Genomic DNA, 14,108 nt, shown 5'->3' with positions numbered 1-14,108 from the left:
CCCGGGTGCTCCGCGTCCGGCGCTGCCGCCACTAGCCCACCTCCTTACGTTCCCTCACACCCTAGTGCGCTCGTCGTGCCGACGAGCGCAGCGGCGCGCTCGCGTCGGTCGACGACGATCCAGTCTACGGTCCCGCCGCGGGGTGAAGGCCGGAGCGGTGGTCGTGCCTTCCGGGCGTCACGCACGATCTGCATACCCGACGGTCCGCCCTACGGCTCAGCGCACGGCGCGGGGATGCGCCTGGGCGTACACCTCACGCAGCGCCTGGACCGTCACCAAGGTGTACACCTGCGTCGTGGTCACCGACGCGTGCCCCAGCAGCTCCTGCACCACCCGCACGTCCGCTCCGCCTTCGAGCAGATGCGTGGCGAAGGAGTGCCGCAGGGTGTGCGGGGAGACGTGGGTGGTGGCGGTGTCGATCCCGGCGCGCTCGGCGGCGGTCGCGAGCACCTGCCACGCCGACTGCCGGGACAACCGACCGCCCCGCACGTTGAGGAACAGAGCGGGATTCGACCGCTTCACCAACGACGGCCTGCCCCGCACGAGGTACGCGTCGATCGCGGCGAGGGCGGGCCGGCCGATCGGCACCACTCGTTGCTTGCCGCCCTTGCCGAGCAGCACCACGGACCGCGACTGCGCGTCGATATCGTCCACATCGAGCGCCGTCACCTCAGAGATGCGAGCGCCGCACGAGTACAGCAGCTCCAGCAGCGCCCGGTCGCGCAGCCGCGACGGAGTGTCGGACTCGCCGTCTCCCCCGGCGGCCTCCAGGAGCGCGATCACCGTATCCACGGGCAAGGCCTTCGGCAGCCGCTTCGCCGGGGCGGGCGGACGCACCTCGCGGGCCACGTCGGACGCGGTCAGTCCCTCGGCGGCGGCGAACCGGTGCAGCCCGCGGACCGCGATGAGCGACCGCGCCGCGGAACTCGCGGCGAGCGGAGGACGGCCATCGCTCCCCTCCCGCATCGCGACCAGGAAACCACTGACCTGGCCCGATGTCACCGCCGCGAGATCATCGACGCCGAGCGCTGCCAGGTACTCGCGATACCGGTCGAGATCGCGGCGGTAACTGCTCAGCGTGTTCGCGGCCGCACCGCGCTCCACGGTGAGGTGGTCGAGGTAGGCGCGCAAGGCATCGTCGAGCGGGGAGTTCACAGCCCCGCCCGTCTTCACGCGCGCGCCCGCCGCCACCGTCCTACTGCTCGGCTTCCACCGGGCGGCCCTTGCGCGCGGCGAGCGCGGTGGGACGGCCCGGCCACGGAGCATCGGCGCACCGCAGCGGGGTGTCGTCGTCGGTCACCATGGTGGCCGCGAGGATCGCGCTCACCGAGGTGGAGTTGACGATCTCGCCCGACAGCACCATCCGGACGGCGTCGGGCATCGGGACCCACTCGACGGTCATGTCGAGCTCCTCGTCCTCCTGCTCGGCCATCTCGCAGTACCGCAGATCGGTCGCGAGGAAGACCCGCACCATCTCGTCGGTGAACCCGGGCGACGGTGCCAGATCGACCAGCACGTGCCACTCCCGCGCACCGAGCGCGGTCTCCTCCGCCAGCTCGCGCTGCGCGGCGGCCACGGGCTCCTCCTCGCCGGAATGATCGAGCAGGCCGGCGGGGATCTCCAGCAGCCGGCGCCCCATCGGGTGCCGGTACTGATTGACCATCGCGATCGCACCGTCGTCGTTCATCGCGACCACGGCCACCGCACCGTCGTGCTCGACCACGTCGCGCATCGCGGTGCCGCCGCCGGGCATCGTCACCTCGTCCCGCCGGACCGCGAAGATCGGCCCCTCGTACACCTTCTCCGAGGCGACCGCCTCGAAGGCGTGCAGCTGGTCAGGCATCGACGGTGCCCTCGTCGGCGGTCTCGTCCTCGGCCGGGGCGCTGGCATCGGCCTTGGCGGCCTCGCGGTGCACGTCCACCGGGAGCTCCTCCTCGGCCTTGTACTTCAGCGCGGCGGCGATGAACGCGGCGAACAGCGGATGCGGGCGGGTGGGGCGCGACTTGAGCTCGGGGTGCGCCTGCGTGCCGACGAGGAACGGGTGCACCTCCTTCGGGTACTCGACGAACTCCACGAGGTGCCCGTCGGGCGAGACGCCCGAGAACTTCAGGCCCGACTCGGCGATCTTGTCGCGGTAGGTGTTGTTCACCTCGAACCGGTGACGGTGCCGCTCGGAGACCTCGGTCGCGCCGTAGGCGCCGGCGATGATCGAGCCCCGCTCCAGGACGGCCGGGTAGGCGCCGAGGCGCATGGTGCCGCCCAGATCGGCTTCGCCCGCCACGGCCTGCTCCTGATCGGCCATCGTCGAGATCACCGGGTACTGCGCGTCGGGCTCGAACTCGGCGGAGCTGGCGCCCTCGAGCCCGGCCGAGCGGGCCGCCTCGATCACGATGCACTGCAGGCCCAGGCACAGGCCCAGCAGCGGAAGGCCGCGCTTGCGGGCGTACCGGATGGCACCGACCTTGCCCTCGATGCCGCGGATGCCGAAACCGCCGGGGATCAGGATGCCGTCGATGTCGCGCAGCGCCGCGGCCGCACCGGCCTCGGTCTCGCAGTCGTCGGACGGCACCCAGGTGATCTGCACCTTGGCCCAGTTCGCGAAACCGCCGGCGCGCAGCGCCTCGGTCACCGAGAGGTAGGCGTCGGGCAGGTCGATGTACTTGCCCACCAGGGCGATCCGCACCGTCTCACGCGGCTCGTGGACGCGCTTGAGCAGATCGCCCCACACGCTCCAGTCGACATCGCGGAAGGGCAGGCCGAGCTTGCGCACCACGTAGGCGTCGAGCTGGTTGCCGTGCAGCACCTTGGGCACGTCGTAGATCGACGAGGCGTCGGGGCAGGAGATGACGCCCTCGACCTCGACGTCGCACATGAGCGCGATCTTGTTGCGCTGGCCCTCGGGCACCTCGCGGTCGCAGCGCAGCACCAGCGCATCGGGCGTGATGCCGATGCTGCGGAGCGCGGCCACCGAGTGCTGGGTGGGCTTGGTCTTGAGCTCGCCGGAGGCGGCGAGGTACGGGACCAGCGAGACGTGCAGGAAGAAGACGTTGTCGCGGCCCACGTCGTGGCGCACCTGACGGGCGGCCTCGAGGAAGGGCTGCGACTCGATGTCGCCGACGGTGCCGCCGATCTCGGTGATCACGACGTCGGGCGCGTGGCCCTGCTCGTCGGGGGCCTGCATCGCGAGGATGCGGGCCTTGATCTCGTCGGTGATGTGCGGGATCACCTGGACGGTGTCACCGAGGTACTCGCCGCGCCGCTCCTTGGCGATCACGGTGGAGTACACCTGGCCGGTGGTCACGTTGGCACGACCGGACAGGTCGCGGTCGAGGAACCGCTCGTAGTGGCCGACGTCGAGGTCGGTCTCTGCGCCGTCCTCGGTGACGAAGACCTCACCGTGCTGGAACGGGTTCATCGTGCCGGGGTCGACATTGAGATAGGGATCGAGCTTCTGCATCGTCACGCGCAGGCCGCGCGCGGTGAGAAGCTGTCCCAGGCTCGAGGCCGTGAGGCCCTTACCCAGCGAGGACGCAACGCCCCCGGAGACGAAGATGTGCTTGGTGGCTACACGAGCGTGGGGCCGAGGAGAAGGCAACGAGACTCCCGTATTCGAGCGGATAAACCTGCTTCAGTTACGGGACTTCAGAGTATCACTGTCGTCAGCGGACGCCGGCACCGTACGCGCGTACTTCTCCGCGCGTCGCCTGACTCAGCGCCAGCGCGGTGGAAACCTGCCCCACGGTGGTGTCCACATCGTCGACGGTGGCGAGTCGCGCAGCGAGCGCCTGGTCCTGCCGCACCACCACGATCGGACCCGAACCCGAGGCCGATCCGGTGCGTCCGACCAGCACTGATCCGTCGCCGTGGCGGGACAGCCCCGCAGCGAGGCGCCCGATGCCCTGCCCCTGCGCGGCGTGATCGGCCGCCACCGCGCCGCCCGTCACCACGATCGCGGCGCGCGCGCCGGGCACCGTCGGGCCGTCGAAGGCGAGGAAACCCGCCTGGCGAAGTGTGACGAGCGCATCAGTGCCGCCTTGCGAGACCGCGGGCGCGGCGCCCTTGCCCAGGAGGACCGAACCGATCAGGTCGCCGGCGCGGGCGCGGGGGTCGACCTGGCCCGCGTCGAGCGTCACTCCCACGGGAGCGGCGTTGTCGACGGTGCCGCGCAGCCGCTCGGACTGATCGTCGGCGTACAGCGCGTCGGTCAGCCGGACGGTGCCCGCGACGGTGCCGCCGGCCTGCGTGACGCGGCGATTGATCTGGGTGATGTCGCCGCCGTCGGCATCGGGGGCCACGACGAGCAGCACCGGGAAGCCCGCGAGGGAACGGCCGAGCGCGCCGGGTGCCGCGGCATCGGCGAAGCCGTCGCCCGCACGCGCCCGCGCGTCGAGGGTGTCGTTGCGCTGCTCCAGGTCCTGGACCTGGGAGCGGAGGTCACGGATGTCACCGTCGGCGGTGAACCGCGACAGGACGCCGCCGCCCAGGGCGATGCCCACGGCGAACGCGATCAGCACCGACGCCCAGAACAGCGCCGGACGACGAGCGCCGGGAGTCCGGAGGCGGCGCGAGCGGCCGGGCACTTACAGTGCCCGGAACTTGCCCTGAACCCAGAGCGCGAAGTGGTTCCACTGGTCGATGACCCACTGCAGCAGGTCGGTGCCCTGATTGGAGACGAGCACCGCGGCGACCACGGCCACCAGCGCGGCGAGGATGAACAGCGCCACCGCGCCACCGTGCCCGCGGCTGCGGTACAGCGTGGAGACGGCCTTACCGTCGACCAGCTTGGTGCCCACCTTGACGCGGGTGAGGAAGGTGGACGGGTTCGACTCGCGGCGGCCGGCGTCGAAGAACTCCTCCAGCGAGGCGGAGTGTCCGACCGAGACGATCAGCGAGGCGCCGTGGTGGTCGGCGATGATCAGTGCCAGATCGGCGGCCGAGCCGGACGCCGGGAAGGTCATGGCGCCGATGCCGAGGTCCTGGATGCGCTCCAGGCCGGGGGCGTGGCCGTCCGGGGCGGCGGGCAGGACCACCTGCGCGCCCGAGCGGAGCGTGTTGGTGGTGATCACCTCGGGGTCACCGACGATGAGGTCGGGCCGGTAGCCGGCCTTGACGAGGGCGTCGGCGCCGCGGTTCACGCCGATCAGCACCGGCGCGTACTCCTTGATGAAGGGCTTGAGGCGCTTGAGGTCCTCGACGTGGTCCGGACCGTCGGCCACGACGAGCACGTGCCGGTCGTTGAGGTTGACCTCGACGTCCGGGATGCCGACGCCGTCGATCAGCAGCGGCGACTCGACGCGGATGAACTCGATGGTGTTGCCCGCGAAGGCCTCCAGGTGGTCGACCAGGCCCGAACGGGCGGCCAGCATGCGGGACGTGACGGCGCTGTCGGTGAGTTCCTCACCCTCGGCCAGCTCGCGCTCGCCCGCGTAGACGACACCCTCGTGCACGCGTACCTTCGCGCCGTCCTTGATCCGGGAGAAGACCTCTTTGCCGGCGTCGTCGACCAGCTCGATGCCGGCGGCGGCCAGCACCTCGGGCCCCAGATTCGGGTAGCGGCCGGAGATGAACGGGGAGGCGTTCACGACGGCGGCGACGCCCGCCTCCACCATGAGATCGGCAGTGGTGCGATCGAGATCGAGCTCGTCACACACGACCACGTCGCCGGGCCCGATGCGACGAAGGAGCCGGGTGGTGTCCTTGTCGACTCGTGCGGTGCCCACGACGCCGGGCAGGTTCGACGTGTTCCGGGACAGCAGACCAGTGAGCTTCATGGCTGATATTGTGCCCCGCCAGTCACATGAATCACGTGAGGCACGCCGACAACACCAAAAACTTTGAACAACTTGCGCCGCAGCCGCACCGCGTGGGTCCTCACCGCGCGGACACCGTGCACCCCGCCGGTATCGAGCGCCGCATCCTGACCAACTGCGCTCCTATTCGATTCCCTCTGTTGCGGAGGTGCAACATCCTCGTCAGGGTCGCAGTCGGAGCGGACACGCCGACGTCGGACGACGGCCAAACATGGCGACGCCATCAACGAACCCGACGAGGATAGGCCTCCCGACACGGCGATCAAAAGCCGATTGGACCTGGTGTTATCTATCCTATCTACGTCAGTTACATCTAGATAGATAAATAGATGCTACGCTCACGGCATGAACCCTCCCAGCAGCCGGACGCAGCAAACGATGCAGCACTGGTCCAAGTACCTGGAGCTCGGCGTCACCGAGACCGCCGTCCAACTCGGCATCACCCCGGCCTCCGTCGCCACCGCTCGGCGCCGCCATCCTGACTTCCCTGAACCAACATCTGGCGCTGCAAGTGGCCCCACTGCCAGCTACCTCGCGAGCGAGATCTACAACTACCAACTTGGCCTCACGAGCGACCTTCGACGCCGGCCACGGCCAGTGCCGCGCCTGCACCCACGTCGACGGTTCGCTCCCCCCACGCTCACAACATCATTCACACTGCGTTCGGTCGACGATGACCGCGGCCGGGCGATCACGTGGTTCGCGTACCTAATCAACCCGAACGACGCCGGCCCCTCGATCGCCCTGACCTATCGCCTCGACCCGCCGGGGACACTGCCCGCTCTCATGGAGCTAGACCGTGCCCGCGAGGCAATGCGCGGCTATGCACCCGACGACACCGCGATCGTGCTGCCGAGCAACGATTTCTACCCGGCTGGCCACGGTACGGCAGCGCCGTACATCACAGTCCTAGATAACAGCGGCGCTTGGACCGCGGGCTGGACCGACCTCGTCGACGTCATACCGGACTTCGACCTGCCGTGGTGGCCCGTGCAGCTCCGTTCCGCCGCAGCCATGCGTCATTGGCGCCCCGGGTTGCCGCCGATCGAGCTGAAGCCCGCAGGGTGGGACGCCGGTCCTATCCGTTCCGCTGAGCGGCTGCGCGACGATGCCGGGACCGACCCTGCCGCGGCACACACCCTGCAGCTCCTGATCGACCGATGGCGGTACACGCGCATCCCCTGGACGTTGATCCGGCTCGCCAGCTCTGTCACCAGCGCTGCAGTCGCCCCCGAGCGCCCCGCGCAACCTCCAACCCGCCCGACCCGTGAGGATCTCACCGCCCTCGCGCATCTGTCCGTCAGTGACCTCGACGGCGAAGATTTGCTTGCGCTCCTAGCCGGAGGAGTCGCTACGGGGGTCGCCGAGCACATTCGCGTCCTCACGCCAGACGAGCTCACCGGCAACGCCCACGCACAGCGCTGGCGCTCACGCCTGGTGCCCGCGGGAGCTCGAACCAACGAGTTGGGGTTCACAATCGCCCGCTCAGCCCAGATCGGCGGTAGCGCCGACCGTGCCCACCTCGTCGACCCGCTGTCGGCCGATGTCTGGGCAGTCGAGGACCGCACCACCGGGGTCTTGACCTACACCGTCGGCGATCGCGCCTCGGAGGCACACGGCGGCCTGGTGAATGCCGAAATCACTACCGGTGAGAGGTCGGTGCTCGCGTTCTTCACCGATGACAATGGCACCGCCTGGCCGGTCCCGGCAGGCGAAACTGATGAGTTCTGCGTCGGCTACGACGGCGATGGCCCCCACCGCCTCGTGCGGATCCTCAAACTGCTCACCGATGACGCCGCCGCCGACACCAATACCGCGCGTCAGCTCACCACACAGCCGAACAGGGCCGCCGAGCTGATCTACGCCGACCGCGACTCCGGCCCCATCTTGCTGCGCCGGATGGACTGCGCTTAAGCGGACCACCACAGAGCTATAGACAACCACATCCACGCGCCGTGATGCCCATGAGCTGACCGTCGGCGATCCTGGTGGACACAGATCGTCGGGCTGCTCGGCTGGCACTGGTGGGGCATAGGTCTGATCGGTCTACGAGGTACCTCACGACGCGATCGCCCCGCCGACGGCAGCCGACGAACTGATCGATCGCGCGGTCGCGCACGGCGATGAACACGCCATCAAGCTGATCGACACCGCGCTCGACGTCCTGGCGTGGACATCCAACGATCGCGCGGTGCACGCGTCGCTGGTGGCCCTCGACGGGATCGCGCCGGCATGACGACGGGGAGCTACTCCCCCTTGTGGTTGCCGGTCTGGGCGATCTTGTCGGACTCGGCGGCTTCGAGCAGTTCCTCGGCGTGCGCGCGACCGGTATCCGAATCACCGAGGCCGGCGAGCATCCGCGCCAGCTCGGCGATCCGCTCCTCCCGGCTGAGCGCGGTGAGTGTGGAGGTCACCGACTTCTTCGCGGTCTGCTTGCCCACCGTGAGGTGAGTGTCGGCGAAGGCGGCCACCTGCGGCAGGTGGGTCACCACGATCACCTGGTGGCGCTGCGCGAGCGCGGCGAGTCGCCGGCCGATCTCCACCGCGGCCTTGCCACCGACCCCGGCGTCGACCTCGTCGAAGACCATGGTGAGGCCCTGCTCGGTGGCGGCGAGCACCACTTCGAGCGCGAGCATCACGCGCGAGAGTTCGCCGCCCGATGCGGATTTCCCGATCGGCAGCGGGTTCGCGCCGTCGTGCGCCACGAGCCGGAACTCGACGGCGTCGGTGCCGTGCGCGCCGGCGCGACGCGGCGCACCGTCGACGACGATGCCGGACTCGTCGGGATCGGGTGCCACGTCGACGGTGATCGACGCCCCACCCATCGCGAGCTTGCGGAGCTCGCCGGTCACCTTCTTGCCCAGCGTCCCGGCGGCCTTCACCCGGGCGGCGGTGAGCGCGGCCGCCGCCGCGACCAGCCCGGTCTCCAATTCGGTGACGCGGCCCTGCAGTGCCGCGAGTCCCTCGGCGGAGGTGTCGATTCCGGCCAGCCGTTCGCGGGCCTCGTCGGCCCAGGCGAGCACACCGTCGATATCGGGCGCGTACTTGCGGGTCAGCGTCTTGAGCTCGGACTGGCGCAGCAGCAGGTGCTCCAGCTCCGACGGGTCGCTGGGCAGGTCCGAGAGGTAGGCGCCGAGCTCGTTCGCCACATCGCCCGCGACGGTGGCGGCCTCCTCGACGCGTTCGGACAGTCCGCGCAGTGCGGCGTCGTCGGACCCCGACAGCGCGGCGCGCACGGTCCCCAGCAGATCGAGGACCGATCCCGAGCCCTCGCCGTCGGACCCGTAGCCGGATCCGGTGAGGGCGGCGTAGGAGGTGTCGGCCGCCTCGCGCAGCGAGTCCAGGTCAGACAGTCGCTTGATCTTGGCTACGGTCTCGACGTCTTCTCCGGGAAGCGGTTCGGCGCCGTCGATCTCGGCGAGCGCGGCGGTGAGGTGATCCTGTTCCAGCGCCAGCTCGCGGGAGCGGGTGGTGCGGTCGGCCAGTTCGGCGCGCGCGGCCAGCCACTCCTCGCGGAGGGACTGGTACTTCGCCAGCGCCTTGAGCGCGGGCGCACCGGCGAAGGCGTCGAGCAGGTCGCGCTGCCGCTCCGGGCGCAGCAGCCGGAGCTGGTCGTTCTGACCGTGCACCGTGAGCAGGGGCCCGGCGAACTCGGCCAGGGTGCCGACGGGCACGCTGCGGCCGCCGAGGTAGGCGCGGGAGCGGCCGTCGGAGGCCACGCTGCGCACCGCGATCACCGCATCGTCGTCGAGCTCGCCCCCGGCACCGTCGACCACCTCGCGGACCTGGTCCGCCGAGCTCGCCCCGGCCAGGGAGAACCTGCCCTCGACGACGGCCTTCTCGGCGCCGGCGCGGATGCGGCCGGGATCGGCGCGCGCACCGGCCAGCAGGTGCAGGCTGGTGACCACCATCGTCTTACCGGCGCCGGTCTCGCCGGTGAGCACGGTGAGGCCCTCGGCGAACTCGGCGGCCGCCTGCTCGATCACGCCGAGCGAGTCGATCCGGATCTCTTCGAGCATGCGCTATCCCCCGCTTCCCGTGGTGCCGTCGCCGCGTCCCCGCCACCCGGTGATCGGCAGTTCGAACTTGTGCACCAACCGGTCGGTGAACGGCGCCGCGCCCAGCTTGATGAACCGGACGGGCTCCGCGCCGCGGCGGATCTCGACGCGTCCGCGCTCGGGCACCTCCAGGGTGCGGCGGCCGTCGCAGAAGGCGATCGCCTCGTGCCGGCTGCCCTCGACCTCGATCGCGATGGTCGAGCGCGGGCTGGTCACCATGGGGCGCGCGAACAGGGCGTGGGCGTTGCTCGGCACGATGAGCAGTGCCTCCAGGTCGGGCCACATCACGGGGCCGCCGGCCGAGAAGGCGTACGCGGTCGAGCCGGTGGGGGTGGCCACCAGGACACCGTCGCAGGCGAACCGGGAGACGGGGCGGTCGTCGACCTCGGTGACGAGTTCGAGAAGGCCCTGCCGTGAACGGTTCTCGACGGAGACCTCGTTGAGGGCCCAGCCCTGGGAGATCAGGTCGGTGCCGTCGTGGATCTCGACGTCGAGGGTCATCCGCGGTTGCACCGTGTACCGGCGGGCCAGCAGATCGTCGATCGTGGACGCCACGCTGTCCATCTCGCTCTCGGCGAGGAAACCCACGTGGCCCAGGTTGATCCCGACGATGGGGACGCCGGCGCGGCGGGCCAGTTCGGCGCCGCGGAGGAAGCCGCCGTCGCCGCCGAGCACCACCACGACCTCGCAGCCGAAGGCCGCGTCGTCCGGGGCGTCGCTCACATCGCTCTCGAGCTTCATCCGGACGCCCGCCTCGTCGAGACGCCCCCGGATCTGTTCGACGGTGCGGTCCACGTCCTTGCGGAGCGTGTGCACCACTACGAGGAACGTGCGCTCTTCGCTCATTGGGGCCCTTCCGCCACGGCTGTTGCGATCATGTCGTCGACGTCGGCGGGGAGCGTCACCGGCCCCTCCTCGCGACGCAACCAGAGAAAGTACTCGACGTTGCCCGACGGCCCGGGAAGCGGGCTGTAGGTGACGCCGCGGGTCTGCAGGCCCTGTTCGGCGGCGGCCCGGGCCACGCCGAGCACGGCGCTCGCGCGGAGTTCTGGTTCCCGGACCACGCCGCCGGATCCGACGTTGCCCTTGCCCACCTCGAACTGCGGTTTGATCATGGGCAGCAGATCGGCGCCCACGGCGCTGCAGGCGGCCATTGCGGGTAGGACGAGGCCGAGCGAGATGAAGGAGAGATCGCCGACCACGAGGTCGACGGGGCCGTCGAGCGCCTGGGGTTCGAGGGTGCGCACGTTGGTGCGGTCCATGACGGTGACGCGGGGGTCGTCGCGCAGGCGCCAGACGAGTTCGCCGTAGCCCACGTCGACGGCGTACACCCGTTCCGCGCCGCGGTGCAGCAGCACGTCGGTGAAGCCGCCGGTGGAGGCTCCGGCGTCGAGGCAGCGGCGTCCGGTCACGCTGACCTCAGGGAAGGCGTCGAGGGCGCCGATGAGTTTGTGGGCGCCGCGCGAGGCCCAGTCGATCTCGCCGGCGACGGCCGTGACGTGCACGGGGTCGGCGGGGTCGATCTGGTTGGCGGCCTTGCGCGCCACCTGCTTGTTGACGGTGACCCGTCCGGCCTCGATGAGTTCGCGGGCGTGTTCGCGGGAGCGGGCCATGCCGCGGCGGACCAGTTCGGCGTCGAGCCGCACTCTGCGGGCCATGGTCAGGCTCGCTCCACGCTGTCCAGGGCGTCCACGAGGAGCTGGTGCGCCTGCTCGAACAGGGCGGCCTGCCGTCCGAGGGTGGCGAGTTCGCCGACTCCGGCCACGGTGCCGAGGTCCTCGACGGGGGCGTCCTCCAGCGCATCGACCCGGTGCATCAGGTCCTCCACGGCGGTGCGAACCACTGCGGGATCACTGGCGTCGCTGGGTGCGTCGCCGTACTGTTCCGGATTCATCGGCTCCACGCTAGCGGACGACGAGCTCGAGGCCCGCCCGACGGTCCGCGGGCAGCTCGCGTGCCGCGGCGACCGCCACGTACTTCGCGTCGGCGGGGTCGGCGTCCGGGGCGCCGGTCACGGTCAGCCGGTCACCGTCGACGACGGCGGACCAGCCGGGCCGCGGTCCCGGTAGCGATCGTTCGCGCGGGGCGTGCAGTCCGGCGAGAGTGTCGGCGATGTAGGTGGGCTGGTGGATGTCTGGGGCGGCGATCACATCGGCCACGTCGTTGACGCCCGTGAGCACGAGGTAGGTGGCGGCGCCCAGGGCGTTGCCGCCCTCGACGTCGGTGTCGAGCCGGTCCCCCACCACGAGCGGGGCTGCGGCGCCGGCCTCGGCGACGGCATCGGCGAGGATCGGGGTCCCGGGCTTGCCCGCGACCTGCGGCACCGCACCGGTCGCGTTGGCGACGGCGGCCACCATGGAGCCGTTGCCGACCATCAGGCCGCGTTCGGTGGGCAGAGTGGCGTCGGTGTTGGTGGCCACCCAGGTGGCGCCCGCACGGATGGCGAGGGCGGCCTCCGACAGTCGCGCCCAGCCGGTCTCGGGGTTGTGCCCCTGGACCACGGCCCGGGCCTCCTCGGCGGTCTCCACGGGGACGAGCCCTCGGTTGATCACCTCGGCCCGCAGCGCGGGCGCTCCCACGACCAGCGTCGGGGTACCGGCGGGGACGATCGAGGCCAGCAGTCGGGCCCCGGCCTGGGCGCTGGTCACGACGGAGTCGTCGGGGGCGGCGAAGCCGAGGTCGCGCAGGTGCTGGGCCACGTCCGACGGTGCGCGGCTGGCGTTGTTGGTGACGTAGGTGACGGGCAGCCCCTGCAGGGCGTCCGCGGCACCGGGTATGGCGACCGGTCCGGCGTAGACCGTGCCGTCGAGGTCGACGAGCAGCAGGTCGTAGGCCTCGACGAGGGACGCCGTCACAGTTCGTCGGAGAGCTCGGCGACGCGGTCCTCGGCGTCGGTGAACTCCTCCTCGTCGGCGGCGGCCGCGTTGAGGAACCAGGTCAGGGCGTCGGCCCGACGGTCCGCGGCCAGCAGCGCCTCGGCGTACGCGTAGAACAGGCGCGCGGCGTGGAAACCGCGGCGGGCGGGGTCGAGATCCTCCGCCTGGAGGGTGACGACGGCCTTGTCGTAGTCGCCGATGTCCATGCGGGCGCCGGCCTCGACGATGCGCAGCTCGGTGCGATCGTCGCCGGTCAGCTTGGCGGCTTCCTCGCCACGGGCGGTCTCGATCGCCTTCTCCGGGCGGCCGAGGCCGCGCTCGCTGTCCGCGATCATCGGGAGCAGGTTGATGGCGCCGCCCATGCGCTTCGCGGCGCGGAGCTCGCTGAGCGCCTCGGACCACTCGCCGTTCATGTAGGCGGCGATACCGCAGGCCTCGCGGACCGCGGCGATGCGGCCCGCGCGTTCGCGGGCGGCACGTGCGTGTGCCAGTGCCGCTGCGGGATCGGATTCGAGGAGCCGCCCGGCCTGCACCAGGTGTCCCGAGACGATCTCGGCGTTGTTCTTGTCGAGGCTCAGCAGGTCGCGACGGATGGCGCCGTCGAGTTCCTTCGGGTCGACGTCGTTGGGGATCGACGGTTCGCCGGGCTTGGTGCGCGGCCGGGTGTCCGTACGCCGGTCGTCGCGGGGCTTGAACGGGCCGCCCCGATTGCTGGAACTCTGTGGACGCGAACCGTTCCGGCTGTTCGGGCCGCCGCGGTTGTCGCGGTTGTCGCGGTTGTCGCCGGAGCGGAAGTCGCGGCGATCGCCGCCGGGGCCGTCTCCCCGGCGTCCGCCGTCACGCCGATCGTCACGGCCGCGGAATCCGCCGGAGCGATTGTCATCACGGCCCTTGTAGCCACCGCCGGACCGGTTATCGTCACGGCCCTTGTAGCCGCCACCCGAGTTTCCGCCTCCGGAGCGGTTGTCGTCCCGGCCGCGGAATCCCCCGCTGCGGTTGTCATCGCGGCGCGGCCCGCTGCGACGGTCGCCGTCGCGACGGTTGTCCGAGCCACGCGGCCCGCCACGGTTGTCATCGCGACCACGGAAACCGCCGTTGCGGTCCGCGCTGGACCGGTCGCCGGTGGGGCGGTTACCGGTGGACCGAGGCTTCTCGCCGCCCCGTGACGCATCGCCGCCTCGTCCGCGGTCGGCAGGGTTCACGAACCCTGCGCGCTGCCGGCGTTCCTCGCCGTCACGACCCGACTCAGCTGCCACGTTCCACCCGCTTCCCGTCACCCTGGAGGCGACTTCTCCCCATCACTGTACTTCCAACGGCGAAAGCCCCTGGGGTGTGGAGCACTCTGTGCTCGACACGATCCCCA

12 protein-coding genes are annotated in these 14,108 nt (G+C 70.8%); 1 reads left to right on the top strand and 11 read right to left on the bottom strand.

The window, feature by feature from the left end; all coding sequences use genetic code 11:
• Window positions 1–216: 216 nt before the first annotated feature.
• The 5 genes from xerD to steA all read right to left on the bottom strand — a co-directional run bounded on the left by xerD (window position 217) and on the right by steA (window position 5,772).
• Window positions 217–1,155 (bottom strand): site-specific tyrosine recombinase XerD, encoded by a 939-nt coding sequence (xerD, locus tag TTY48_RS15820; RefSeq protein WP_255585774.1) that lies wholly within the window; start codon window positions 1,153–1,155, stop codon window positions 217–219.
• A 40-nt stretch (window positions 1,156–1,195) separates the two neighbouring features.
• Window positions 1,196–1,843 (bottom strand): NUDIX hydrolase, encoded by a 648-nt coding sequence (locus tag TTY48_RS15815; protein ID WP_220658627.1) that lies wholly within the window; start codon window positions 1,841–1,843, stop codon window positions 1,196–1,198.
• Window positions 1,836–3,596 carry a CTP synthase gene (locus TTY48_RS15810; protein ID WP_220658626.1) on the bottom strand — a complete coding sequence of 587 codons (1,761 nt, stop codon included), beginning with the start codon at window positions 3,594–3,596 and terminating at the stop codon, window positions 1,836–1,838. The genes TTY48_RS15815 and TTY48_RS15810 overlap by 8 nt, the downstream gene beginning before the upstream one ends.
• 64 nt (window positions 3,597–3,660) lie before the next feature.
• Complete coding sequence (locus TTY48_RS15805) at window positions 3,661–4,581, bottom strand: copper transporter (RefSeq protein WP_220658625.1); 921 nt, start codon at window positions 4,579–4,581, stop codon at window positions 3,661–3,663.
• Entirely contained in the window at window positions 4,582–5,772 is a 1,191-nt protein-coding gene (gene steA, locus TTY48_RS15800; protein WP_220658624.1) for a putative cytokinetic ring protein SteA, read from the bottom strand.
• 384 nt (window positions 5,773–6,156) lie between these two features.
• On the opposite strand from steA, the gene TTY48_RS15795 reads away from it, so the two are divergent.
• Window positions 6,157–7,725, top strand: a complete 1,569-nt coding sequence (locus tag TTY48_RS15795) for a hypothetical protein (RefSeq protein ID WP_220658623.1) — start codon at window positions 6,157–6,159, stop codon at window positions 7,723–7,725.
• Window positions 7,726–8,057: 332 nt separating this feature from the next.
• On the opposite strand, the gene recN is transcribed toward TTY48_RS15795, so the two are convergent.
• The 6 genes from recN to TTY48_RS21495 are packed head-to-tail and all read right to left on the bottom strand — an operon-like array spanning window position 8,058 to window position 14,001.
• Window positions 8,058–9,830, bottom strand: coding sequence for a DNA repair protein RecN (gene recN / locus TTY48_RS15790; RefSeq protein WP_220658622.1), 1,773 nt, complete (start codon window positions 9,828–9,830; stop codon window positions 8,058–8,060).
• A 3-nt stretch (window positions 9,831–9,833) separates the two neighbouring features.
• Window positions 9,834–10,715 carry an NAD kinase gene (locus tag TTY48_RS15785; RefSeq protein WP_220658621.1) on the bottom strand — a complete coding sequence of 294 codons (882 nt, stop codon included), beginning with the start codon at window positions 10,713–10,715 and terminating at the stop codon, window positions 9,834–9,836.
• Window positions 10,712–11,527 (bottom strand): TlyA family RNA methyltransferase, encoded by an 816-nt coding sequence (locus TTY48_RS15780; protein ID WP_220658620.1) that lies wholly within the window; start codon window positions 11,525–11,527, stop codon window positions 10,712–10,714. The genes TTY48_RS15785 and TTY48_RS15780 overlap by 4 nt, the downstream gene beginning before the upstream one ends.
• 2 nt (window positions 11,528–11,529) lie before the next feature.
• Window positions 11,530–11,763, bottom strand: a complete 234-nt coding sequence (locus TTY48_RS15775; protein WP_220658619.1) for a hypothetical protein — start codon at window positions 11,761–11,763, stop codon at window positions 11,530–11,532.
• Between the two features lie 10 nt (window positions 11,764–11,773).
• A complete protein-coding gene (locus TTY48_RS15770; protein WP_220658618.1) occupies window positions 11,774–12,724 on the bottom strand; it encodes an HAD-IIA family hydrolase in 951 nt (316 codons plus the stop codon).
• Entirely contained in the window at window positions 12,721–14,001 is a 1,281-nt protein-coding gene (locus TTY48_RS21495; protein ID WP_220658617.1) for a hypothetical protein, read from the bottom strand. Before TTY48_RS21495 ends, TTY48_RS15770 begins: the two co-directional genes overlap by 4 nt.
• Window positions 14,002–14,108: the final 107 nt, after the last annotated feature.

Source organism: Tsukamurella sp. TY48 (genome assembly GCF_019656655.1).
Lineage (GTDB): Bacteria > Actinomycetota > Actinomycetes > Mycobacteriales > Mycobacteriaceae > Tsukamurella > Tsukamurella strandjordii.
The sequence above is the reverse complement of the archived record's forward strand: the minus strand, read 5'-3'. Positions and strand labels throughout refer to the sequence as shown.